The organism is Pseudoalteromonas rhizosphaerae, from assembly GCF_902498845.1.
GTDB classification, from domain to species: Bacteria; Pseudomonadota; Gammaproteobacteria; order Enterobacterales; family Alteromonadaceae; genus Pseudoalteromonas; species Pseudoalteromonas rhizosphaerae.
Window position 1 is genome coordinate 34,972 of record NZ_CABVLM010000009.1, and the last position, 24,632, is coordinate 59,603.

The 24,632-nt window shown below is 41.4% G+C and carries 26 protein-coding genes; 16 read left to right on the plus strand and 10 right to left on the minus strand.

All coding sequences use genetic code 11. The features are described 5' to 3' along the window. Window positions 1-46: 46 nt before the first annotated feature. Genes PSR9079_RS14430 through cyaY form a run of 3 tightly spaced genes read right to left on the minus strand, consistent with a single transcriptional unit; the run spans window position 47 to window position 1,954 of the window. Window positions 47-952, minus strand: coding sequence for a DUF2914 domain-containing protein (locus PSR9079_RS14430; protein WP_149982181.1), 906 nt, complete (start codon window positions 950-952; stop codon window positions 47-49). Window positions 953-977: 25 nt separating this feature from the next. Continuing rightward, complete coding sequence (locus PSR9079_RS14435; protein ID WP_149982182.1) at window positions 978-1,634, minus strand: alpha/beta hydrolase; 657 nt, start codon at window positions 1,632-1,634, stop codon at window positions 978-980. Further along, the gene (gene cyaY, locus PSR9079_RS14440) at window positions 1,631-1,954 is read right to left on the minus strand and encodes an iron donor protein CyaY (protein ID WP_145239944.1); all 324 of its coding nucleotides are present in this window, start codon (window positions 1,952-1,954) and stop codon (window positions 1,631-1,633) included. Before cyaY ends, PSR9079_RS14435 begins: the two co-directional genes overlap by 4 nt. A 148-nt stretch (window positions 1,955-2,102) precedes the next feature. On the opposite strand from cyaY, the gene lptM reads away from it, so the two are divergent. The 8 genes from lptM (at window position 2,103) to PSR9079_RS14480 (ending at window position 8,255) form a co-directional block, all read left to right on the plus strand. Beyond that, window positions 2,103-2,297, plus strand: coding sequence for an LPS translocon maturation chaperone LptM (gene lptM / locus PSR9079_RS14445; protein WP_149982183.1), 195 nt, complete (start codon window positions 2,103-2,105; stop codon window positions 2,295-2,297). Further along, a complete protein-coding gene (gene lysA / locus PSR9079_RS14450; protein ID WP_149982184.1) occupies window positions 2,297-3,550 on the plus strand; it encodes a diaminopimelate decarboxylase in 1,254 nt (417 codons plus the stop codon). Before lptM ends, lysA begins: the two co-directional genes overlap by 1 nt. A gap of 62 nt (window positions 3,551-3,612) precedes the next feature. Next, window positions 3,613-4,443 (plus strand): diaminopimelate epimerase, encoded by an 831-nt coding sequence (gene dapF / locus PSR9079_RS14455; protein ID WP_145239950.1) that lies wholly within the window; start codon window positions 3,613-3,615, stop codon window positions 4,441-4,443. Beyond that, window positions 4,440-5,072, plus strand: a complete 633-nt coding sequence (locus tag PSR9079_RS14460; protein ID WP_149982185.1) for a DUF484 family protein — start codon at window positions 4,440-4,442, stop codon at window positions 5,070-5,072. Before dapF ends, PSR9079_RS14460 begins: the two co-directional genes overlap by 4 nt. Further along, window positions 5,069-6,034, plus strand: coding sequence for a tyrosine recombinase XerC (locus PSR9079_RS14465; protein ID WP_149982186.1), 966 nt, complete (start codon window positions 5,069-5,071; stop codon window positions 6,032-6,034). The genes PSR9079_RS14460 and PSR9079_RS14465 overlap by 4 nt, the downstream gene beginning before the upstream one ends. A gap of 12 nt (window positions 6,035-6,046) precedes the next feature. After that, the gene (locus tag PSR9079_RS14470; protein ID WP_149982187.1) at window positions 6,047-6,760 is read left to right on the plus strand and encodes an HAD-IA family hydrolase; all 714 of its coding nucleotides are present in this window, start codon (window positions 6,047-6,049) and stop codon (window positions 6,758-6,760) included. 17 nt (window positions 6,761-6,777) lie between these two features. Further along, entirely contained in the window at window positions 6,778-7,890 is a 1,113-nt protein-coding gene (locus PSR9079_RS14475) for a retroviral-like aspartic protease family protein (protein ID WP_149982188.1), read from the plus strand. 8 nt (window positions 7,891-7,898) lie between these two features. Next, window positions 7,899-8,255 (plus strand): HopJ type III effector protein, encoded by a 357-nt coding sequence (locus PSR9079_RS14480; protein ID WP_145239960.1) that lies wholly within the window; start codon window positions 7,899-7,901, stop codon window positions 8,253-8,255. On the opposite strand, the gene PSR9079_RS14485 is transcribed toward PSR9079_RS14480, so the two are convergent. Together PSR9079_RS14485 and PSR9079_RS14490 are read right to left on the minus strand one after the other, a co-directional pair. Beyond that, window positions 8,248-8,658, minus strand: coding sequence for a GNAT family N-acetyltransferase (locus PSR9079_RS14485; RefSeq protein ID WP_145239962.1), 411 nt, complete (start codon window positions 8,656-8,658; stop codon window positions 8,248-8,250). The genes PSR9079_RS14480 and PSR9079_RS14485 overlap by 8 nt on opposite strands. A 46-nt stretch (window positions 8,659-8,704) precedes the next feature. Then, window positions 8,705-9,010, minus strand: a complete 306-nt coding sequence (locus tag PSR9079_RS14490; protein ID WP_145239964.1) for a DUF6482 family protein — start codon at window positions 9,008-9,010, stop codon at window positions 8,705-8,707. A gap of 85 nt (window positions 9,011-9,095) precedes the next feature. Here PSR9079_RS14490 and PSR9079_RS14495 point away from each other — a divergent pair, with 85 nt between their 5' ends. From PSR9079_RS14495 to PSR9079_RS14505, 3 genes are all read left to right on the plus strand, one after another. Beyond that, entirely contained in the window at window positions 9,096-9,788 is a 693-nt protein-coding gene (locus PSR9079_RS14495; RefSeq protein ID WP_149982189.1) for a pseudouridine synthase, read from the plus strand. Window positions 9,789-9,869: 81 nt separating this feature from the next. Next, window positions 9,870-10,244, plus strand: coding sequence for a BlaI/MecI/CopY family transcriptional regulator (locus tag PSR9079_RS14500; RefSeq protein WP_145239968.1), 375 nt, complete (start codon window positions 9,870-9,872; stop codon window positions 10,242-10,244). Window positions 10,245-10,253: 9 nt separating this feature from the next. Continuing rightward, window positions 10,254-11,465 (plus strand): M56 family metallopeptidase, encoded by a 1,212-nt coding sequence (locus tag PSR9079_RS14505; protein WP_149982190.1) that lies wholly within the window; start codon window positions 10,254-10,256, stop codon window positions 11,463-11,465. A 146-nt stretch (window positions 11,466-11,611) separates the two neighbouring features. Here the strand turns inward: PSR9079_RS14505 and PSR9079_RS14510 are convergent, their stop codons facing one another. Then, on the minus strand, window positions 11,612-11,995 hold the full coding sequence (locus PSR9079_RS14510) for an MAPEG family protein (RefSeq protein ID WP_145239972.1): 384 nt from the start codon (window positions 11,993-11,995) through the stop codon (window positions 11,612-11,614). 273 nt (window positions 11,996-12,268) lie between these two features. On the opposite strand from PSR9079_RS14510, the gene PSR9079_RS14515 reads away from it, so the two are divergent. Then, window positions 12,269-13,150, plus strand: a complete 882-nt coding sequence (locus PSR9079_RS14515; RefSeq protein ID WP_145239974.1) for a DMT family transporter — start codon at window positions 12,269-12,271, stop codon at window positions 13,148-13,150. 56 nt (window positions 13,151-13,206) lie between these two features. On the opposite strand, the gene PSR9079_RS14520 is transcribed toward PSR9079_RS14515, so the two are convergent. The 3 genes from PSR9079_RS14520 to PSR9079_RS14530 form a co-directional block, all read right to left on the minus strand. After that, the gene (locus PSR9079_RS14520) at window positions 13,207-13,524 is read right to left on the minus strand and encodes a DMT family transporter (protein ID WP_149982191.1); all 318 of its coding nucleotides are present in this window, start codon (window positions 13,522-13,524) and stop codon (window positions 13,207-13,209) included. Next, window positions 13,524-15,056 (minus strand): bifunctional GNAT family N-acetyltransferase/carbon-nitrogen hydrolase family protein, encoded by a 1,533-nt coding sequence (locus PSR9079_RS14525; RefSeq protein WP_145239976.1) that lies wholly within the window; start codon window positions 15,054-15,056, stop codon window positions 13,524-13,526. The genes PSR9079_RS14520 and PSR9079_RS14525 overlap by 1 nt, the downstream gene beginning before the upstream one ends. Before the next feature lie 308 nt (window positions 15,057-15,364). Beyond that, complete coding sequence (locus PSR9079_RS14530) at window positions 15,365-17,656, minus strand: penicillin acylase family protein (protein ID WP_149982192.1); 2,292 nt, start codon at window positions 17,654-17,656, stop codon at window positions 15,365-15,367. Between the two features lie 165 nt (window positions 17,657-17,821). Here PSR9079_RS14530 and PSR9079_RS14535 point away from each other — a divergent pair, with 165 nt between their 5' ends. The 3 genes from PSR9079_RS14535 to nadE all read left to right on the plus strand — a co-directional run bounded on the left by PSR9079_RS14535 (window position 17,822) and on the right by nadE (window position 22,796). Continuing rightward, a complete protein-coding gene (locus PSR9079_RS14535) occupies window positions 17,822-21,187 on the plus strand; it encodes an ATP-binding protein (RefSeq protein ID WP_149982193.1) in 3,366 nt (1,121 codons plus the stop codon). Window positions 21,188-21,225: 38 nt separating this feature from the next. Beyond that, on the plus strand, window positions 21,226-21,849 hold the full coding sequence (locus tag PSR9079_RS14540; protein ID WP_145239982.1) for a YceH family protein: 624 nt from the start codon (window positions 21,226-21,228) through the stop codon (window positions 21,847-21,849). A 110-nt stretch (window positions 21,850-21,959) separates the two neighbouring features. Next, entirely contained in the window at window positions 21,960-22,796 is an 837-nt protein-coding gene (gene nadE / locus PSR9079_RS14545) for an ammonia-dependent NAD(+) synthetase (RefSeq protein ID WP_149982194.1), read from the plus strand. Here nadE and PSR9079_RS14550 read toward each other — a convergent pair. After that, window positions 22,793-23,689: a sulfite exporter TauE/SafE family protein gene (locus PSR9079_RS14550; RefSeq protein ID WP_179959194.1), complete on the minus strand. Its 897-nt coding sequence runs from the start codon at window positions 23,687-23,689 to the stop codon at window positions 22,793-22,795. The genes nadE and PSR9079_RS14550 overlap by 4 nt on opposite strands. A gap of 218 nt (window positions 23,690-23,907) precedes the next feature. Here PSR9079_RS14550 and folM point away from each other — a divergent pair, with 218 nt between their 5' ends. Continuing rightward, window positions 23,908-24,627 (plus strand): dihydromonapterin reductase, encoded by a 720-nt coding sequence (gene folM, locus PSR9079_RS14555; protein WP_149982195.1) that lies wholly within the window; start codon window positions 23,908-23,910, stop codon window positions 24,625-24,627. Window positions 24,628-24,632: the final 5 nt, after the last annotated feature.

Genomic DNA, 24,632 nt, shown 5'->3' on the forward strand with positions numbered 1-24,632 from the left:
GGAGTCCAATTAATTTTCTTTGCTGAGCCTAAAGGTGAATAAACACTTACTCAGCTAAAATGCGAAATTCTTTTTGTGCCAATAAATGGCCCTGTTCGTCAACAACATCAACACGCCAGTTGCCAACTTGTTCAGGTAAAATAGTTTTATTAGAGTAAGTGCGATACCGAGGAGACGTTACACCAAGCTCAATACTATCTAGCACTTCATTTTCATAGCGCCAAACATGCTTGACCGTCTGCCCTTGCATATTTTTAAGCTCACTAAAAAATGCCATTGTTTCAGTAAATTCATTTAAACGCACATCCGCTTTAAAAACATTAACGGGTTCACGATCAACCACTTCACGGGTCAATACTGCGCGGCTTACTTTGTCGGTATCAATTTTTGCACCAAGAGCAACGCTGGCAATATGTGCGGATGTAGCAAAACTATCTGGTTGCTCCGCACTAACGTCACTCTCTACTGGCTCATTATTGGTATTTGTAGCAACAATAGTATTAGCTGCAAGTGCTTGGCTTTGTTCGGGCTGATTACTATCAACAATTTGCAGCTCTGGGCTATCAGTTATCATCGCCATTTCTAGCGATTCACTTTTATCATCCACCACACTAGCATCATTACCATCATCAGCATTAATATCAGTGAGCGTCGACGCTTCGCTGACTACCTCAAACTCTGTATTGTCTGCTACCGTTGTTGAAGATGTTAAAGGCGCGTCTTCTTCGCTTGTCTGTGCAACAGACTCGGCGGGGCTATCAAGGGGTTGTTGTTGATCATTTTGCTCAGCATTAACGGAGCTCAACAGGCTATAAGTAAAAATAACTAACGCAAATATCATCAGTAGCGTAACGGTAACAATGCGCTGCCAATGCCATTGATAGGTTACCTCAGGCGCGATAGGTGCAGCCTCTCGACTCATACTTGCAGTGATCACTATTTTTTGTTTCATTTTAGCCTCGGCTACTCAACACTATTTAACTTAAGCGCGCGATCAACCAGTGGCGAATAGCCATTAGTTCTTCCCCGCAGAGCTGATGGCCCATTGGGTAATCTTGCCAACTTACATCCATGTTATGCGTTGTAAGTATGTCAAACGCATGACGACCTGCATCATAAGGTACTACTTGATCTTGGCTACCATGAGCCATAAATACCGACAAATCTGTATGTTTAGCTTCAGCCGTTAACTTATCTGGCACGCACATATAAGTCGAAAGCGCCATTACACCTGCCAGTTTCTGAGTTAAACGCGGTGCTAAATGTAGCGCAATAACGCCACCTTGAGAAAAACCAGCCAATATTATTTTATCTGCAGGAATACCTTTACCAAGCTCTTGCTCAATCAACTGCTCAACCTTCGCCGCTGATTCGCGTACCCCAGTTTCATCAGCGCGCTTGTCTAGATCCATAGATTTAATATCATACCAAGAACGCATTGCCATACCACCATTTATGGTGACCGGTTGTACCGGAGCATGTGGGAACACAAACCGCACACCTAATTCATCAGGCAATGCAAGTTGCGATGCGACAGGTAAAAATCCATCGCCTGAATCGCCTAAACCATGTAACCAAATAATCGTTGCTTGATGCTGGCCTTTTGCCGCGTATTCTACAAACTCTAAACTCATAGTGCTGATTGCCATTCTACCGTTTGGCCAGCTTGACGCGTTGTTGCTTCATTCATAAACTGCCAAAATTCTGCGCCCGAGCGATTATCAATCCACTTATCGCCACGCAATTCAAAATGGTGACCATTAAACTTAGTCGCAACCCATACTTGATGCAAAGGAGCTTGCTTATTAATCACAATTTTACTGCGATCAGCAAAAATAATCTCCAAAATACCTTGTGCAGATTCATAGTCTAAGTCAGCTTCACAGTCATCCACTTGTTCTTCAATGGTAAACATAAGAGCTTCGGCTAATTGGTGGTATTCATGATCAGTCATTATTGTTTCCTTTTACGGGCATTTAGCCAGATATTCGGTACGAATTGCATGCAGCTAGTGTAACAGGAATAAATTCATCCGCGAATAGCTGCATTTTTTAGATATTCTGTTAATCTGCGATTATAAAGCCAGCAACACGATTAATCTAATGAAAGAGATGCATCTTAAACAATTAAAACGACTTTCCCCACTTGGTGTACTACTCATCACTTTAGCTGGCTGCGGACAAAGCGGGCCACTGTATTTGCCAGAAGATAAAGCCGAGCCAAATAAACCACAACAAGTAACAACTCCAGTTACGCAAACACAGTCATCAACAACTGAATCGAAACAGGACCAATAATGGACTTTTTTGACTATAAAAATAATCAGCTGCATGCTGAAGACATCGCTGTCAAGGAGCTCGCCGCACAATACGGTACGCCTTGTTATATATATTCTCGCAAAACCTTTGAGCGTCATTATCTTGCCTTTGCACAGGCCGCGACCAATCATAAAAACTTAGTTTGCTATGCTGTAAAAGCCAATTCAAACATTGCTGTTTTAAATGTGCTGGCACGTTTAGGCTCAGGTTTTGATATTGTTTCTAAAGGTGAGCTTGCCCGCGTCATTGCGGCCGGAGGCGACGCTAGTAAAGTGGTTTTTTCAGGGGTTGCCAAAACAGCTGACGAAATTGCCTACGCACTCAAGCTCGGGATTAAATGTTTTAATGTTGAGTCCGTCTCAGAGCTAGATCGTATTTCACACGTTGCCAGCGAACTTAATTTAGTCGCGCCAATTTCAATTCGTGTAAACCCTGATATCGATGCGAAAACCCATCCGTATATTTCAACGGGTTTAAAAGAAAATAAATTCGGTATAGATATTCTTACTGCAACAAGTGTTTATCAGTATGCTGCGTCATTGCCTGGCCTAAAAATCACCGGGGTTGATTGTCACATTGGCTCACAGCTGACTGAAATCAAACCATTTCTCGAAGCACTAGACAAAGTACTGGCTCTAATTGACGATTTAAAAGCCAACGGTATTGAACTCAGCCATTTAGATATTGGCGGCGGTTTAGGCGTACCATACAATGGCGAAGCGCCACCGCATCCAAGTGAATATGTGGCACATATCACCGATCGTTTAACTGATTATCAACACTTAGAGCTTATTTTTGAACCGGGCCGTGCGATTGCTGCCAATGCGGGTATTTTGGTTACAAAAGTTGAGTTTATAAAACAAAACCAAGATAAGTTTTTTGCAATCGTTGATGCCGGTATGAACGATATGTTGCGCCCTGCTTTATATCAAGCATGGCAAAAAATTGTGCCGGTAACGCCTCGTAATGACGACACACCCACATACAACTTTGATATTGTCGGTCCGGTGTGTGAAACCGGTGACTTTTTAGGTAAAGATCGCCTGTTAGCCTTACAACAAGGTGATTTACTTGCCCAGCGCAGCGCTGGTGCCTACGGCTTTACCATGAGCTCAAATTATAACTCACGGCCACGTGTGGCAGAGATCATGGTCGATGGCGAGCAGAGTCATTTGATCCGCGCGCGTGAAACTCTGGAAAGTCTATGGCAAGGCGAGAAAATTTTACCATAAACTTTTTGTAACGAGGCTGCTCTGTGGCATGATTAGCGCAGAGCAACCCGAATTAGAGCGCTATGTTAGTTAATTTTTCCAAAATGCACGGCCTAGGCAACGATTTTGTTGTAATTGATAACATTACACAAAACGTTTTCTTGTCACGAGACCAAATAAAAAAACTGGCAGATCGCCATTTCGGCATCGGCTTTGACCAACTATTAATGGTTGAAGCGCCTTATTCTCCCGATCTTGATTTCCATTATCGTATTTTTAATGCTGACGGTAACGAAGTAGAACAATGCGGCAATGGTGCTCGGTGTTTTGCCCGTTTTGTACGGATGAAAGGCCTTACAAATAAACATAAAGTCACCGTATCTACCAAATCAGGTAATTTAACCTTATACATAGAAAAAGATGGCCAAGTCACCGTCAACATGGGTCACCCTAATTTCGAACCGAGCAAAATTCCACTCAAAGCGACTAAGCGTGAACTGACTTATATTATTCGAGCAGAAGAACACACCGTATTTAGTGGTGCAGTATCAATGGGTAACCCACATTGTGTACTTGAAGTTGATGATATAGAGACAGCTGACGTCAGCACTTTAGGCCCGCTACTTGAAAATCATGAACGTTTTCCACAGCGCGTTAACGTGGGGTTTATGCAAGTGATTAATTCTGAGCATATTAAATTGCGAGTTTGGGAACGTGGCGTTAACGAAACGCTCGCCTGCGGTACAGGCGCATGTGCAGCAATGGTAATTGGCCAAATTCAAAGTAAATTATCCACTACAGTACAGGTCGATTTACCGGGCGGTAGTTTGCAAATTCGCTGGCAAGGTGAAGGCCATCCAGTGCGAATGACCGGCCCTGCAGAGCATGTATTTGATGGGCAGGTCGCTTTATGAGTAACTCAAACGACCAAGTAACTAGTGAGCAAGTGAGTGAGTTTTTACAACAAAACCCATTGTTTTTAGCTCAAAATCCAGCACTATTAGCCCAACTTGAGCTGCAGCAAGTACAAGGCGCAACCTCATTGGTGCACATCCAACAGCGTCAATTGCGTGAACACAACACCATGTTGAAAAGCAAAATTGACATCTTAATTAAGCACGCAAAAGAAAATGAGCTAATTTATAGCTTGTTCAGCGAGTGTCATCGCCAGCTTTGGACTAACTACGATTTTAAAACTTTAGCAATAAACTTACGCAATATTATTTGTACTAATCCGGCGATTAATGAATGCCACTTGCTTAAGTATGATAAAAAGTTTGCGCAACTAATTGAACACCGCTTAGAGCATAATGGCGTTTATCTGGGTCGCGTAAATCAGCAAGAGCGAGATTTACTGTTCAGCCCTGCTACACAATCAACTGCGCTCTATTTAATTGGTAACAGTCAGCACCCTATCGCTATTTTGGCCTTTGGCAGTGATGATGCAAACCACTTCGAACCAGCAAAAGATAGTTTATTTGTACTTGAGTTTGTTCGCTCACTGCAACTTAGACTGTTGGAATTGGAACTAGAGCAGGCATGAGCGAGCAGCAGCCGCCAAATGTTGAGCAATTATGTGACAAACTAAGCGATAAGTGGCGCACGCCAATCCTATTATTTAGTGATTATCTGCGCTTCGAAAGACAATACTCACCACACACTATCAGCCAGTACACCAGCCAACTTAACTTCGCTGCATTGTATTTCAGCAAACTGTGTAATGATTGGTCAAGCGTACAGGGTGAGCATATACGCCGTTACAGCATGCAGCTTAGAAGCAAGCAACTAAGTGGCCGTACGATTAGTTTAAAGCTCAGCTGCATTCGCAGTTTGTATAAGTTTTTAAAGACCAAAGATAACAGTCAACAAAACCATTATCATAATCCGGCAGAAGCAATCAAAGGCCCCAAGTTTGCCAAACCCCTGCCTAAAAACCTTGATGTAGACCAAATGGCACGGTTACTTGATATTCACGATGATGATCCTCTTGCAGTTCGCGATCAGGCGATGATGGAGCTGATGTATTCGTCTGGCTTACGAATTAGTGAGTTAGTTGGTGCCAATATACAAGATATAAATCGCAGTGCGGGGGAAATATTAGTCCGCGGTAAGGGCAACAAAGAACGCCTGTTACCAGTGGGAGGCAAAGCGCTAGAATCATTAAATAAATGGCTTAAACTACGCCCTCAATTTGCTCATCCAGAAGAAATTGCAGTATTTGTCAGTAGCAAAAAGTGCCGTATTTCAGCACGTCACGTTCGACTTCGCATGCAAGAGTGGGGAATAAAACAAGGTATTAGCAGCCAAGTACACCCACATAAATTACGCCATTCATTTGCATCACATATTTTAGAATCATCGGGTGACTTGCGAGCAGTACAAGAGTTATTGGGTCACAGCAGTTTATCGGCCACCCAAGTGTATACCCATTTAGATTTTCAGCATTTAGCTAAAGTGTATGACAACACGCACCCTCGCGCTAAAAAACGTTCAAATACCGACTAGCAAGGAGCTTATATGATCCGCTTTAATCGTGCCATTTCACCTTTTACCGTATTGAGTTTTGACTTAGACGACACCTTATACAATAACCATCCGATAATTACAGCAGCCGTTCAAGCACAGATAAATTATCTAAATGCATTGCCAAACTGGCAAGCACAAGGTAAAGACTATTGGCAACAGTGCCGTGAGCAGGCGCTACTTGATAACCCCGAGTTAGTCGACAATGTTACGCAGTGGCGCAAAAGCACTCTGCGTACAGCACTGGCAAAGCTCGGTTATCAAAACGCAGAGCTCGAACACCATGCTAATAATGCTTATCAAGCATTTGCTGATGCCCGCAGCCAAATTGTAGTGGATGATAAAGTGCTCGATTTACTTTCACAACTGAGTAAACGCTATCGCTTAATTGCTATTACCAATGGTAATGTAGAAATTGAACGTTTTAACTTAAATGGTGTATTTGAACTGGTTTTACAAGCAGGTATTCACGGTAAAGCTAAACCTCATACCACGATGTTTGAACAGGCCGCCGCCGCGCTTGGCGTCCCAACCCAGCACATTTTGCACATTGGTGATAGTTTAGACACCGATGTACAAGGTGCGCATAATGCGGGTTGTCAGTCACTTTGGTTAAATGACCAACCAGCTAAATATGCCTACAAAGGCTTAGCCGATATTGAAATAACTGATATTCAAGCGCTTAAACACTTTTTAAGCCAGCCATAATATTCTAGGAGCGAGCAATGAAAGGGACTGCTGTTACTAAATTTATCACGCTGCTGCTACTGCTATCAGTGGCACTTAATGGCTATTTATTGTGGCCACAACAGCAAGCAACAGCCCCACAAGCAGCCGTTAAATTGTCGCCATCAGTTATCGTTGAAAACAATCAGCAATCACTCTATCAGCAAGCTCTACAGCAATTTAATCAGCGACAGTTTACGGCTGCCTTAGCCAGCTACCAAGCATTAACTACAAGCCAGCCATTACAAGCTGAACAACTTTACTTTTTATGGTTAGATAAACTCGATAACTGGTTAAAAAATAATGAGCTCACAGTTGCTGAGACTTTTTTGCAATTATTTTTAAATAGCTATCCATACGATATAAATATGTTACAGCTTGATGCCGAACGTTTAGTGAAAAACCAGCAGCTACACCAAGCTATTGTTGCGTTATTATCATTGCAATCACTTGCCAATGAAAGCCAGCAAGCAGCCATTAATATGCGTTTAATACAATTGACCATGGCACAAATAAAAACGCTTACAGAGCAGCACGCGTGGCAAAAAACCATTAATCAAACCTTAGTGTGGCTTGATTATGATAACGAAAATCCTAATTACTTATTCGCACTCGCTAATGCATATTACCATCTCGGTGACCTGCTAAGCGCGCAAGCAACATTAGAGCGCTTTCCTTTGGAGCATCCATTACAAGCGAAAGTTGCTGAATTACAAACACGCATAGCACAAGCGCAAAGCGGTATTGATCTGGTGCCATTACGTCCATACGGCGCACACTATTTATTAGATATGCAAATCAACGATGCGCTCAACACCCAACTAATGATAGATACCGGGGCAAGCTTTACCGTATTACCAAATAACGTATTTCAAGCATTACGGCCAATACCCGACTATATTGATAGCTTAAGCATCAATACCGCCAACGGCCAAGTAATCGCAAAACGTTACCAACTTGATTCAATTTTAATTGGCCAGCAATATATTGAAAACTTTGAAGTGTTAGTAATTGATAACCATAGTGGGTATGGATTACTCGGCATGAATTTTTTACAGTTGTTTAAATTTAATATTAATCAACAAACTAATCAGCTAGAGTTAGCTAAATAAGGATGACTATGACACTCAACGATTTTTTAAGCCGTCTGGCTAATGAGCCACACACCATTGCATTTGCCGATACGATGGCAGTGATTGAAGCAAACTATACTTTTACAGCCTGCGCATTCAATAACCACGGCTTAAAAAGTGCCGTTGGTGAAAATAATGGCTCATGTAAAATTTTTGCTTTTGCTAAACTAAACCAACTAAGTAAACAAAATACTCTAGATTGCTTTGGCGCGTTTTATCGTGATGATGTACTTGGCAATCCTAATGAGCACGATCACATGAACATTCGCACATTTATGTTAGCACCAGAAGTAACCCCCTTCTTGGGCATTACTTTTGATGGCGAACCATTAACAGCTAACTAAGTGATTTTTCCATAAAGTAGCGGGTGCCAGAGCGAGGATAATTATCGAGTTGATATTTAACTTCATAACCACGATGTTCATAAAATGGTTTAGCTTGAAAATCTAAAGTATCAAGCTGAACTTGCAGCGCACCTAACTGCTTACCCTTTAATTCGATCGCGCTAAGTAACTTACTAGCTAGGCCTTGACCGCGTGCTTTTTCATCACACCAAAGCCAATTTATTTGTAACCAGTTACCAAATAATTGAGCAGCTACAGCCGCCACCACTTGCTGATTTTCATCAACAAATTTACACCCCAATGGCAGTCTTTGTGCATCAAAGTGAGCTTGATTATAAGCAACTATTTGCTCACGCAATAACTGTTCTAATACCTGTGAATCATCATTTTCAAACTGATACATGGTCGCTTTTTACTAAGTTAAAAGGTCAGTTTAAATGACTAACAAGTTAATATAAATGATTTTTACCGTAAGGCACCTCAAGCATATTACTGCCCACTTTTTCACTCTGGCCACACATTTCATCGTATGCACTGGTATGACGCAATACCATTTGCGCATAACTAAGGTGGTCGAGTCGTTTTTGAATATGCAATGGACTTAAGCCACGAATAAACTCCCCCTGCTCATCCGTTACATAATACTCAACATTGTTGATCATCACCGACACTTGGTATAAAGCCATTTCCAATGAGTGAACAATAACTTTTTGCAAAGGCTGATGGTTTTTAAGTTCTGATAATTTTATCGCCATGGTGAAACCCTTTTTACAGTGGATTAAGTTATCTGTACGTTGCTTTGATATACTTTGATCAATTTAAACCGAAGCGACTTAATTTATGAGCGAGAAAACTCGTCTAGCTAAATACCTTGCCCATGCTGGCGTTTGTTCTCGTAAACAAGCCTCGCGGCTGATTGATGAAGGTGTGGTGAGCGTAAATAACCGCCCAGCCAATCATATTGATCACGTTGATGATAACGACGATATACGCGTCAATAACACGCGTGTACAAGGTAAAGCAACGCGCGTTTATTATGCCTATCACAAACCGGTAGGAATTGATTGTAAACTCAATCAACATGACCCTAGCAGCTTAATTCACCATCTACCAACAGAGACCCGCGTATACCCGATTGGCAGGCTAGATAAAGATTCTCGTGGTCTGTTAATACTGACTAATGATGGTGAATTTTGTAATCAGCTGATCCATCCTGACTTCCACCAGCCAAAACGTTATTTAGTCACTGTTGATAAACCGCTTAATGATGGCTTTAGCCAAAAAATGGCAAATGGTGTGCCTGTTGATAAACATATCACACTGCCATGCACCGTGGAGAAAGTAGCCGACTGCCAATTTAGTATTATTTTAAAGCAAGGGCTGAATCGCCAAATCCGAAAAATGGCCCATTACTGTGGCTATAAAGTGATTGATCTTTACCGAGAACAAATTGCCGAGCTTAATTTGGCCACCCTAAGCCTGCCAGAAAATACCTATCGTAAAATAAATAAATCTGACATTTTAAAAAACTAATTATTTTTATATAAAATAGTTGCAAAGTTTGATTACAGGTGTAATCTTAAGTTAAAGATTACACCTGTAGGCAATATATATATGATTGAATTATCAAAAGCAGAATTTGAAGTGCTCGATGCACTTTGGCTGAACTACCCTGCTACAGCAAGCCAAATTATCGAGCGTTTAAGCGATGATAAACAATGGCACGAAAAAACCATTAAAACCTTACTCGGTCGGTTAGTAAAAAAAGGCGCACTCAGCTTTGAAAAAGATGGCCGCCAGTATATTTACACTCCTTGCATGGAACGCGCTGAATACACGCTAAAAGAAAGTCAAAATTTTATTGAGCGTTTTTTTAGTGGCCGTATCGCGCCGTTAGTCAGCGGTTTTGCTAAATCTGAGCAACTTTCTCAACAAGACATCAACGAACTTAAAAAGGTGATTGATGACTGGGAAAAACAGCAAAAGTAAGGGCTTAATATGTTAGAAAACACCTTTAACTGGCTTCTTGAGCAGCAACTATTAATCAGCTTACTGATACTCAGTTTGCTGGTTTTAGAACGCTATTCACTAAAATGGCTCAATGCTAACTTTGTCTATAAGTTATGGCTAATGTTACCAATCACATTACTGCTAGCAAATATGCCAGAGCATTTTAAGCCGCTGCCAAACAACGTCATTAGCACTATGCTGATCAGCCCCAAGCAAGGTTTTTCAACAACGATTAGTATTAGTTGGGTACTAGTTTATAGCGCTATATTTAGCATACTGGCGTTAACTGCCATCGTGGTACACCTGCGGTTTATCAACCAATTACGATTAACCAATCTTGATGATAAAGTGCTGATTGACGCACATCCCGACATGCAACTATTACAAAGTAGCGCCGTTAGTACACCAATGGTTATAGGGCTATTCAGTAATCAGCTAGTCCTACCAACCGCCTATACACAACACATTGATAGCACTGCGTTAACGCTGATCATTGAACATGAAAAAGTACATATAAAACGCGCCGATAATTTATTTAATGCGCTGGCATTAATGGCCACATTGCTGATTTGGTTTAATCCACTGGCTTGGCTTGGCTACATGAACTTTAGACGCTTGCAAGAGCTGTCGTGCGACGAAAAAGTACTGACCAATAAAACTACTCAACAACGCATTTTATACAGTAAAGCTCTGATCAACTGTGCAGCAAATAGCCGTGCAGGGTTAATAGCTTACTCACACTATGGAGATAAAAACACGATGTTACAACGACTCAATCAAATCAAACACACCGGCAATAGCTCAATGATTGCCAAAGGCGCTTTACTTATTTTTGCAGCGGGTATGATCAGCAGCTTTGCTATCGCAAAACAACCAGAAGCAATAAGTAAGGTGCAAGCTATTTCACCCATCATGCGTATTGAGCCTCTTTACCCGATACAGGCAGCTGAACAAGGTATAAGCGGTTCAGTAGTATTAAAATACGATATTAGCCCAGCCGGAAAGACACAAAATGTGTCGGTTGTGAATGCCAAACCTGAAAGAGTATTCGATAAAGAGGCAAAAAAAGCGCTAATGCAATGGCAATATAAGCCTTCAAATTCAGGCTTTAAAGATGTATTGGTACAGTTAGACTTTGCAATTGACAGTAATTACAAATCAGAAGAACTGATTGAAAAGGTGACTGTTGCGGCTAAGTAAATTTTAACAACCAAGACCCTAAAGCAAGCGCCTTATTGAAGCCGCTTGCTTTAGCGTTTTAAAAAACAAAGCTTATACCAATCGACTTAAATATTTAACCATTCTAGCGAGCTAAATAAATGGTCAGTAACTTAACACGATTGGTATTACAAGCACACAACAATCATAGCGACTGCAGCAGCTAAACCAACCAGCCATGATAAAGAACGCAGTACGTCTAAATTTAGATAGTAAAAAGCACAATATAGAACGCGGGCAATAATATGAGTAATGGCTAATAGCTCAGTAACTTGGTGGACATTATTGGTGCCCAGCACGGTGGCTAACGCTACAGCAAACACGGCCAATGATTCAAAACAATTTTGATGTGCTGCCAGCGCCCTTGCGCCAAATCCGGTGAGCTTAGACTGTTGCTCTCTTGGCTGCTTATTATCGTAGCCATCGAGCTTGTTCATTGCAAATGCCACGGGGGCCTTGGCAAAGTAAGGCATCAGTACAGCAAGTAGTGCGCAAATAAGTAATATCGTCATCGTTACTCCTAATCATAGTTTTCATTAACTTAGCACAGCTAAACTGATCGCGTAATTGACTTGAGTAATAAAAAAGCCGCAATGACTTATATGAAATAAATACAAGGCATTGCGACTAACAATAACATCGCGATAACTATAGCCCAAAAAGTTGGATTTGCAGCTGTGGCATATTGTCGCAGCAAAGATATTTTCATTTTATGGAATCTTAGTTCGCTTTAGAGCCCTGGCACTGGTAACTTATCCGCCTCTGTGAATTGCTGTTTTTTCATTATGACTTGGATCTTTTTAACTATTTTAGCCGCTTTTATGCAGTCGTGGCGCAACGCTTTACAAAGTAAACTAAGTGCGCATGTGAGTGTTGCAGGCGTCACCTTAGCGCGCTTTATACTTGCAAGCCCACTTGCTTTGGCATACCTCATTTCATTATATCTCTATCAAGATGCTCCCTTACCCACCTTCAACCTAGCTTTTATTAGCTACATTGTCGGCGCGAGCATAGTGCAAATTATTGCAACAGGATTAATGGTGACGTTATTTAAAATGAATAACTTTGCTGTTGGTGCTGGTCTTGCAAAAAGTGAAGCTCTCGTTGCGGCTATACTAGGAGTATTATTTTTTGGCGCGACGCTATCTTTATTAGGCTGGCTTGGCGTGTTTATTGGCTCAATTGCAGTATTACTATTAAGTGGAATTGCTAACATTAAGCACTTTAGCTTAAAAACAGCCTTACTAGGCTTGGCCTGTGGGACAGCATTTGCACTTTCCTCATCATGGATACGCGAAGCAAGCCTAAACTCAGGTCTGTCGTTTCCTTATTCCGCAGCATGGGTTTTACTGCTTATTATCAGCCTGCAAACTATCATGCTATGTGGTTATATTACAGTAAGGGAACGCTCAACATTTCGCGCTATGTGGAACCATAAAAAAACCACCAGTGCGGTGAGTTTTTTTAGCTGCATAGGCTCGATTGGTTGGTTTAGTGCGATGAGTTTACAGCATGTTGCCTATGTCAAAACCTTAGGGCAAGTAGAAGTATTTTTTACAATCTTGATCTCAGTTTTATGGCTCAAGCAGCCTTTAAAACGTCAAGATACCGCAGGGCTGGTGTTAATTGCTATAGCCGCAGTATTAGTCATGTTACCTTCGATATAAACAACAAAGGCGGCTCACTGCAACATGGCCGCCTTTCGATTTTTTAATTCACTGAATTAATGGCTGATTTTCAATGTGATAACGCCGCTAATAATCATTAATACACCGGCAATACGGCCGAATGTTGCTGCATCATTATAAAATAGTATCCCTACTAAAAATGTTCCTGCCGCGCCAATGCCTGTCCACACTGCGTAGGAAGTCCCCATCGAAATATCACGCTGTGCCAGCCATAACATAAAACCACTGGCGACCATAAACGCCACTGCAATGCCAATACCTAACCAGCGATGTTCACCCTCTTGCGACATTTTTAATCCTACAGGCCAGCCAATTTCCAGCAAGCCTGCAATAATTAAATAAATCCACGCCATTAATTTTCTCTCTTTTTCAATATTACATCGTACAGATCTTCACGACGATCTTTTAAGTTACGCACCGTGCCTTCACTGTGCAGAACTTTTAATTTATCCATATCTAAATCACTAAATAACAGCATTTCAGTATTGGGGGTTGCTTCATTAAGCGTTGCATCATGAGGGAACGAAAAATCAGACGGTGTTAATACCGCTGATTGTGAATACTGCACATCAAGACTTTCAACTTCTGGTAAGTTACCTACCGAGCCGGCAATAACCACGTAGCATTCGTTTTCAATGGCCCGCGCCTGCGCGCAGTGGCGTACTCGTAAATAACTATTTTTGGTGTCGGTCCAAAATGGCACAAACAGAATATCGAGACCTTGTTTTGCTAAAATACGTGACAATTCAGGAAATTCAACATCGTAACAAATTTGAATACCCACGCGTCCAGCATCAGTATCAAATACTGCAATTTTATCACCACCTTGAATCACCCAGTCATTTTGTTCATGAGGCGTGATATGAATTTTACGTTGTTCGTCAATTTTACCACTGCGATGGCATAAATAACTGACATTATAGATTTTATCGCCTTCAGCAAGCGGCATTGAGCCGGTGATAATATTCGCATTATACTCAATCGCCATACGCGACATCGCATCACGAAAAGTCTCCGTGTATTCGGCTAAATAACGAATAGCCTCGGTCTGATTTCTTTGCTCTGTAAGCCCCATTAGTGGCGCATTAAAAAACTCCGGAAAAAGAATAAAATCACTTTTGTAATCAGACACTGTGTCTACAAAATATTCGACCTGCGTGAGCATTTCTTCAACCGACTCAACACTGCGCATTTGCCATTGCACTGCGCCTACTCGCACTATCGACTTCGTTGATTCAAGTACCGTGTCGGTCGGTTCAAACATAATGTTATTCCACTCAAGTAGCGTGGCATAACCCACCGAATTTTGATCTTCCGGTAAATACTTTTTAAGTAAGCGTTTAACCTGGAAATCATTCGACAATTGAAAACTTAAAATTGGATCATACAGCTCTTTATGATCGACTTTGGCAATATATTCTGTTGGACTCATGTCACTGCTATGATTGTAATAACGCGGAATACGTCCGCCAGCCAAAATAGCCCGCAGATTATACTGACGACATAATTCTTTACGCGCATCATAAAGCCTGCGCCCTAAACGCATACCACGATGAGTAGGCGAAATAACCACATCTAAGCCATACAGCGCATCACCATCGGGGTCACTAAATACCCGATCATGGCCGTCAACAATATCTTCATAGGTGTGCGGATTAGAAAAGCGCGTGTAATCAACTTGCACACTCAACGCAATCCCTACCAGCACGCCATCATCCACCATGCCCAACTGCCCTTCAGGGAACTGGTCAATCAGTCTAAATATAGTATGGCTTGGCCATGCACCACCTAAATCTGGATAAGCCTGATCCATCAAAGTTTTTACTTGTGGATACTGCTCTTTAGTTAAATTACAAATCTCAAGATGGGTTTTTTCTGCCGACATACACAACTCCTTTAGGCGTAGGACATTAAATTTGCTAGTTCAATACGCACATAATACGTGATCAGCTCTGAACGCTTGCTTAGTGCAGCATACCTAGCGCTGGTTTATTTTTAAGATAGCACCAACAACAGTGTTGAAGTAAGTATAAGTAGCTATAAATTTTTATTTTTACACCTCTTTGCTCAGCTAACATTAACGCTGGTTTAGCGGTTTTCGACCTAAAGCTTAGGTTAATTGCACTTTATAAGAGTAAAAGTAATGGCCGAAATCAAACGGCCACTACCTCAAAACAAGCTGGCTTTACTCATTTAAAGCTCATTTGCAGGTAATATTGTGATCTCATGCATTAGTGTTTGCGGTAATAGCGGCGTTGGTTTTGCAGCTACGTAGTCATCAAATCCTGCGCGATAAAATGGCGATAGTGGATGACCTGACTGGCCACCGGGAATGGCCATTATGGCGTTTTCTAAATGCCCAGGTTGAGCAATAAATCGCTGTGACGCACCAAAACTGCGCCCCTGCACTGCTGGCATATAACTGTCGCCAAATCCTGGCGCTGTCGGCATATTTAATAATTTACTTAGTTGTGGTATTTGCTGTGCGAATGGATGCTCAATAACCAATTCATTAACTGTCCCCCACTGCCAACCTTTTAAGTTACTGCCAAACTCTTTACTTAAATTACTGACAACTTGGCTAAATGAATCAGTTAATTGTGCATCCCAATCAGCAAATTGTGGATTTAACCAGCTATCTGGTTGCTGCTCAATAAGCTGCCATATTGCCGGCTCTAAATCACGTTTAACATACTTTAATGAACCGCCCTGAGCCTGTAAATTTGCTTGCATAGCCGTAAATACACTATTGATAACTTCATCACGATAACGCCTAACCAGCGTGTAGCCTATTGACGTTGCACAGGCGCAACCTTGCCAGTTCTCTAATTCTTTTATGTACTGCTGATTAGCCGTACTATTTTTATTAAGCTGTTGCAGCAATAAGCTATGCCACGCTTGTAAAAAGCGCGCCTGATTATCATGCTGCAACTGGTTAAAATTAGCTTCATTAAAATGTTGCTTTTCATACAATCTATCACGAATTTGACTCGATCGTGCTCCCAAGGCATAACCACCATTACCAAAACGCTGGTCATCCAAAGCCGATACAACGCGAGAGTTCCCAGTCCATAAACGGCCATCAACAGGATTTTTAACTTCCGGCCTTTGCTGTTCATTATGCTGCCAAAGTGTTGAGTAGTCATTTTCCTGAACAGCTAGTTCACTGGGCTTAATACGCCCTGGAATGGCTCCCATATTTTTCCAACCCGCATTGCCTTGGCTATCTACCACCATTAAATTTTGTACTGGAATACCCACTTCACTGGCAATCAGCAGCGCGTCATCGACAGTTGTTGCTTGTTCTAATTTCAATAAATCCATATCGACTGCATAAGGTTGATGGCCAACCCAGCTAAGCGCATAAGGCTTGCCATTTATTTCTCGCACTGGACCATACTCACTCAATGTCAGCTTATATTCTTCAATTGACCCATCGGGTAGTGCTATTTGCTCAACTTCTTGCCATGTTTTACTGTTATCAGTTAATGCTACCCAATCGGCAGTATCGAGGTAACCATTAGTAAATCCCCAGGCAATATTGTTATTAGTTCCCACCACAATTGCTGGTGCGCCAGGCAAGGAAACCCCTGTCACTTGGCTCACTTTTCCTGACATTGCATAGTTAAGTTGCGCACGATACCAAATAACCGGCACCGCCATCGACAAGTGCATATCATCCGACAGCATCCCAGCACCTGTGGTAGTTAACTGCCCAGTCACCGCCCAGTTATTACTACCACGTTCTTGATTTGCATCAATCCTGAGTAAAGCTTGTAAGGTTTGCTTAGGAAATTCAGGAATAGTTAAATTATAAGGTGCGAGTGTGCTGCCATCTAAAGCCGCTTGATATTGACTGGGTTGAGTTAAAAAACTGACCATTTGTGGGCCATAAATATCGGCAATTTGAATTAACGCTTGGTCACGTTCGAAGGTCGCCGTTTGTAAATCTAAGTACATACTGTAAATCACTAACAAACTGTCTTCACTGCGCCAAGGCTTTTGCTCAGCGCCTGTTAGTAAATATTCAAAACTGCTAAAACCTACCTGTGCTAAGCCTTCGTTAACGCCAGCGGCATAACTTGTTAATAATGCTTGATCTGCTTGAGGCAATTGCTCAACAATCGCAGCGCTGCGTTTTCGTAACTGGTGGAAGCGCATTTTTTTATCCAAACCTAATGCTGCTTTGCCAAACAGTTCACTCAATTCACCTGCAGCATTACGGCGCAACAAATCCATTTGAAAAAATCGGTCTTGACCATGTGCGAAACCTAAACCATACGCAGCATCAAGGCGGTTCTCAGCTGAAATAACTGCTTGACCCAGTTGGTCTCGGGAGATTTTTACCGCTTGGCTGACGTGGTTACTACGCCCATTACCATCAAGCGCCGGTAAGCTAATTGACAGTACACCATAAATAACTGCTGTTGCAGCTAATCCTAAAATTACGATTGCTAACACCAACCACTTGATAATTTTAAACATGAACCAGTCCTTTTACTCTTGATTAGCTCTATCATAACCATAGTTTTATGAAAAAAGTGCGGTAATTTAAATAAAAAAACAAATAGCTCAATTGATCGGACTATTTTTATTTCCGTGATAAATTGACTATAGTTGAACAGCCAAATATAAAAGCACAAGTCGCTAATGCCATTGTTAAAAACAGATGATCACAAACAAGTCTACAAATTTAAACTGATATTTTGGTGCTCGCTCGTTTTTATTTTATTAATCAGTTTAGTGCTTGATCAGATCAGTTATAAACGTGCCCAAGAATCTCATCGACTATTAATTTTATCTGAAGTAAGTAGCTACCGTACTCAACTTGAATCAACATTAGTATCGAATATTCAATTGGTGCGTGGTTTAGCTGTTGCAGTTGCTGCAGAGCCTAATTTAGATCAACAACGTTTTGCCCAAATTGCCGCGCCATTATTCGACACCTCATCTGAATTACGCAACATCGGTGGTGCACCTAATATGGTGATCCGCATGACTTACCCATTGGCAGGCAATGAAAAAGCCATAGGGCTAAACTTTTTAGATAACAAAGCACAACGTGCAGATGCAATTCGTGCGCGTGATAACAATGAAATAGTTATGGCAGGCCCACTTACATTAGTGCAAGGTGGTGAGGCATTAATTGCCCGAGTCCCTGTTTACCTTGCCCCTGATAAGCATTTTTGGGGGCTGCTCTCGGTGGTACTCGACATAGACAAAATATATAAAAAAGCGGGTATCTACGAACTAGAAGAAGACTATGATGTCGCCATCCAAGGACGCAATGGCTTGGGTCTAAAAGGAGAGTTTTTCCGTGGTAAAGCGGATATTTTAGAGCGTAACCCTCTGGAATTTACTTTAACCTTTCAAGGTGGCGAGTGGGAAATTTTTGTTACTCCTAAAGTTGGTTGGGCACCTCCGAACTCTGCGATTTGGCCGCTGAGATTAGCAATATTTACTATTTGCGGGTTACTAATTTTAGCTTTCTTATTATTCTTAAAAATGCTCAATCGCCAGCTAAGAAATGAAAAAATGCTAGTGACAATGAGTAGTCTTGCAAAAATTGGCGCTTGGTCATTTAACCTTGAAACACAACAAGTATATTGGTCAGATATGACCAAAAACATTTTCAAATATCCGCTAGACGAACAACCGAATTGGCCAACGAACTTTACTTACTTTAAAGAAGGCGAAAGCCGTGACACGATAAAAAAGCTCGTTGAGCGAGCGATTAAATATGGTGAAAGTTACGAAGTTGAGCTCGAAGTTATCGATTCTAAAGGTAATGCTTTATGGGTGTTAGTGCATGGTGAGGCCGAAATCCGTAATGACCGTTGTATTAAGATTTTTGGCTCTTTACAAGATATAAACGTCCGTAAATGCATTGAATTAGAAAGCAGTAAAACTGCTTTGCACAATGAGGTACTCGCCTCACTTACCGTTAATAACGCAGTGCTAACTGGTAATTTAAAACAAGCAAAAGATATTATTACACAATCAATTTGCGATGCATTTAATGTTGAACGTGCCAGTATATGGCTGTTCAATGATGCAAGAGATCAACTGCAATCATTTGCCCATCATGGTAAACACACCCCAAAGAACACTGCGTTACCAGCATGGCAGCAAACTGAGTTAAATGATTTTTTTACAGCGATTGATAATCAAGCTGTGATCCGCGCCTCAAATGCACTGAGCAATAAATTTACAGCCCCGCTTACAGCGCACTATTTAGCTCCTTTCGATATAAAATCAATGCTTTGTGTATCTATTCCTACTGGAAGCGGGGCGATTGGTATTGTTTGTGCTGAGCATTGTCAGTATCCGCGGGCATGGTCGCGTAACGAAGAAAGCTTTTTAATTGCCGTTGCCGCTTTAATTGGCAGTTTATATTCTAGCGAGCAACGTATAGAAACCGAGCAACAATTAGTCACAGCAAAAGAAGCAGCGGAACAAGCTGTAACCGCTAAAGGTGAGTTTTTAGCGAGCATGAGCCACGAAATTCGCACCCCGATGAACGGTGTGCTCGGGATGCTTAATATTGTGCAACAAACTAAGTTAGATCCTCAGCAAACGCACCATATTGAATTAGCACAATCATCAGCACAATCGCTGCTTAATATAATTAACGATATTCTGGATTTCTCAAAAATTGAAGCTGGTAAATTAGATATCGAAGAGATTGCCTTTAATTTACCGAAATTACTCGGTGAAGTGGTCGAGTCATTTGCCCTTAAAGTAGAGCAACATAATACTAAACTGATTTTAGATGCCACTAAAATTAATGTAAATAAGATTGTTAGTGACCCAAATAGGCTTCGCCAAATTATTAATAATTTACTCGGTAATGCCGTTAAATTTACTCATAATGGTGAAATTATCGTGAGCGCAAACTTAAAAAATACCACTAACGGGACTTTTTTAGATTGCTCAATTATTGATACCGGTATTGGTATTAAAGCCGACAAACAAGCTTCATTATTTGATTCTTTCACTCAGGCCGACACCTCAACTACTCGCCAATATGGCGGCACAGGCTTGGGCCTGGCGATTGTTAAGCAGCTTTGTAATTTGATGGATGGAGAAATCAATGTCACGAGTGTTTATGGCCAAGGCAGTACCTTTACTTTTTCCATTAAAGTACAGCCGCTACTGGGTAAAGAACAAGACTTACCGAGTCATTTAATTAAAAACAAACATATTTTAATTGTCGATACTTGCCCGTTAAATAGCTCAATTGCGCAAAAACAGCTAAACGTGTGGGGAGCGCGTGCGCATATCCTCAAAAACTACCTAGCCTTGAGTTATTATCTCAATTCGAGCGATGAATTGATTGATGCTGTGCTGCTTGATTATAGCTTTTTTCAGCAAGCCGACGCTGCTGCAATTAATGCATTGAAAATTTACCTAAGCGAGCATCACGTAAAACTGATCCTTATGGCGCCAATGAGTTTCTCACAAGAAGCACATGCAAACTTGCCAATCGAAGCCGATTGCATGATTTTTAAACCACTAACGCCTTCGGACTTGTTTGATTCTTTGGCGAATGAAAAATTTATCGAGCAACAACAAAATAACAATGCACTACCAGCAAGTATTGCAATCAACAATACACACTTTGTAAATCAAGACAAAATCCTGCTGGTAGAAGACAATAAAGTAAATCAAGTCGTTGCCTGTGCATTACTAAAACAAGCAGGCATTAATTTTGATATCGCTGAAAATGGTCTGGAAGCTATTGAAAAACTAAAAAGCAAAACCACAGAACCATACAAGCTATTGTTAATGGACTGCCAGATGCCAGAAATGGATGGTTACCAAGCAACTAAGGCAATCCGTAATGGGGATGCGGGTGAATACTACAAAAACGTAACTATTATTGCGTTAACCGCAAATGCTATGCAAGGCGATAGAGATAAATGCCTCAGTGCAGGAATGACTGATTACCTAACCAAACCACTCGATTTTGATGCGCTTAATCCGAAACTGCAACAATGGCTTGGTAAACAATAAAGGTGTAAGCTAAGGCATAACAAAAAGAAGGATTTATTATGCAACTCACTGCTATTGAACAACGTGTGATCGGCTGCCTACTTGAAAAACAAAGCACCACACCAGAGCATTACCCGCTGTCACTAAATGCATTGACCAATGCGTGCAATCAAAAATCGAACCGAGAGCCAGTGCTCACGCTCAGCGAAACTGAAGTACAAGAGGCGCTAGACTCGTTAGTTTCCCAGCGGTTAGTTACATTAGACGAAGGGTTATCTGGACGCGTAACTAAGTTCGCACATCGCTTTTGCAATACTGAATTTGGTAATTTACAGTTAACGGAGCAACAGCGCGCTATTATTTGTTTAATGCTGCTACGTGGCCCACAAACCCCTGGTGAATTAAGAACACGCAGTAATCGGCTCGCTGAGTTTAATAATGTTGCTGAAGTTGAGTCGGCATTAAATGCCTTGATGACTGCCGAACATGTGACTAAACACCCACGAGAACCCGGCAAACGTGAAAGCCGTTACAGCCATTTATTTGCTGATCCACAAAGTGCTGTTGCAGTAGAACCACCTGAATTGCCAGCACTCAAAGCTGACGAGTTGAATGAGTTACTTGCTGAAATTGATGAGCTAAAAGCTGAATTACAAAAAATTAAGCTACATTTAGGGCTTTAAATTAAACCCTTTGAATTAGATAATAATTCCAATTACATTAAATAGAGATCATGCTTTTAAGCTAATTGGTATAACCATGACAACCAGTAATATTATTAGGAGAGCTCAGCATGCGCGCTGAAATAGTGGCAGAAATGAAAGTCCAGCCAAATATAGACGTCAACAACGAGATCACACGCCGCGTAAACTTTATAAAAAACCGTTTAGTGGCAGCACATTCACGCTCTTTAGTGCTGGGGATTAGTGGCGGTGTAGATTCATCTACCTGTGGTCGCTTATGCCAACTCGCCGTTAACGAATTAAATGCGCAGCAACAAACCGACAAGTATCAATTTATTGCGGTTCGCTTACCGTATGGTGTGCAAGCTGATGAAGCTGAAGCGCAATTGGCTGTTGATTTTATTCAACCAAATAAACGCCTAACAGTGAATATAAAACCCGCAGCAGACGGCATGCATGAGCAAGCATTAGCGGCAGTAGTAGGTTGCGGTGATGCACTGCCGGAACAAGCACAAATTGATTTTATTAAAGGTAATGTGAAAGCCCGCCAACGCATGGTCGCGCAATATGAAATTGCCGGACTGTGCCAAGGCCTCGTTGTTGGTACTGATCATAGCGCCGAGAACATTACTGGCTTTTATACTAAATTTGGTGATGGCGCATGCGACTTAGCGCCATTATTTGGCTTATCAAAACGCCAAGTACGCGCATTAGCCAAGCAGTTAGGTGCACCCGATTTACTCGTTAATAAAGCGCCAACCGCCGACCTAGAGTGTGATCGCCCAGGCCTTACTGATGAAGAAGCCCTTGGTTTAAGCTATGAACAAATTGATGACTTTTTAGAAGGCAAAGAAGTCAGTGACGAGGTAAGTGAAAAACTCATCGCAATTTATCTACGCACTCAACATAAACGCCAAGCGATTCCAACCATTTACGACGATCTTTAGGCTGTCATAAGCTCATAAACCGTAAATGACACTTCTAGGGCAATTAACAATAAGAAAAATGTGATTAATTGCCCGCTTTTTACTTTAGCACAAACATAAGCCCCTAAAGGTGCTCCTACTACGACCACTGGAATAGCCGCTAATAAATACGACTGTATTTCGCTACTTAAGCTATTGAAGAACCATACGTTAGCAATGCTTGCCACCACAGACGTTATTGCCATGATAATCACCGAGGTTGCAGTCGCTTTTTGAATATTAGCGTTGCAGGCGATAATCAATAACGCAAAAATAGCAATGTCAGCTCCCGAACCAACTAAGCCAGATGCAACTCCTCCAATAACAGCAACTAATGCAACTGTAAATGTACTAACGTGTATATCGGTTTGACTACATACATGTTGCACCCTGCAGTAAATACGCCATAAAAGAGTTAATGCGAAGCATATTAAAAGTACGCTAAAGACTCCTTTAACCACCAGTCTTGGTAATTGATCGGCAATAAAAGTAAGGCTTAGTAATACGCCAACTAATGCAGCAGGAGCTGCGATTAATACCACTTGGCGATAATATGGAATACCAGTAAAAATAATGGTTAATGCGGCCGCACTCATACCAAAACTTTGAATCGCTAACGAGAATACTTTTGCGGTTACAGGATCTATTGCCAGTAACTTAGTCATCACAGGAAATGCTACTGCGCCACCACCAAGTGCAGTGCCACCAGCAACAAAAGACCCAAAAGCCATAGTCACAACAATGCTAAACTCTGCGATAACACTTTGTAGCGCAGCATTTGCGCCTTGCCAAGCAATTAATGAACAATACACGCCAGCAACAAATAACCAGGGGATCATACGCAGTTTATGGATCGGTTTAGGTGGTGATTGCATAGTTACAGATCATAAATTGAAGTTTTATTATTATGCCTGACAATCATCGCAGAGCAAATGATCGCAACTGTTCGTTACGGCGTACAAACAGATTGTTATATGAGTGCAATATCTTTGCAGTAAAGATGAAATAGTTCTGTAATTTAGTTTATAGTTGTTAGTAAAGACATGGTAATCCAGCTCATCGCATTAAAAAACCTAAGGATTTGTATTTAGTTATGACATCGCCCATTTTAATAACAGGTGCCGGCCAACGTATTGGTTTAGCACTGGCAAAACATTTTATAGCCCAAGGGCAAGCTATTATCGTTACTTACCGAACTCGCCATCCCGCTATTGATGAATTATCTGCCCATGGTGCTGTATGTGTTTACGCAGACTTTAGCACTGACAACGGCATTAATGAGTTTGTCAGTCAATTAAAGCTGCACACAAATAGCTTAAAGGCGGTGATCCACAATGCCTCGAGTTGGGATTGCGAAGCGAATAATCCAGATAGCAGTACGCTATTTGATAACATGATGCGGATCCATGCTAAAGCACCTTACTTAATTAACTTAGCGCTTAGCGAGTTACTGTTAAATTTCCAGCAACAGCAGCAACACCCTGCTGATATCATTCATTTAACTGATTATGTTGTTGAAAAAGGAAGTCCAAAGCATATCGCATATGCCGCAAGTAAAGCCGCCTTAGAAAATATGACAAAATCATTTGCAGCTAAGTTTGCCCCGAATATTAAAGTGAACGCTATCGCCCCTTCATTAATTATTTTTAATGATCACGATAGCGATGAGTACCGAGAAAAAACCCTTAAAAAATCATTAATGGGCATCGAGCCCGGTTGTCGCGAAATTATAAACAGCGTCGATTTATTGCTTAGCAGCCATTACATCACGGGACGTTCTTTACCCGTAGATGGTGGCAGACATTTAAAATAACGGAT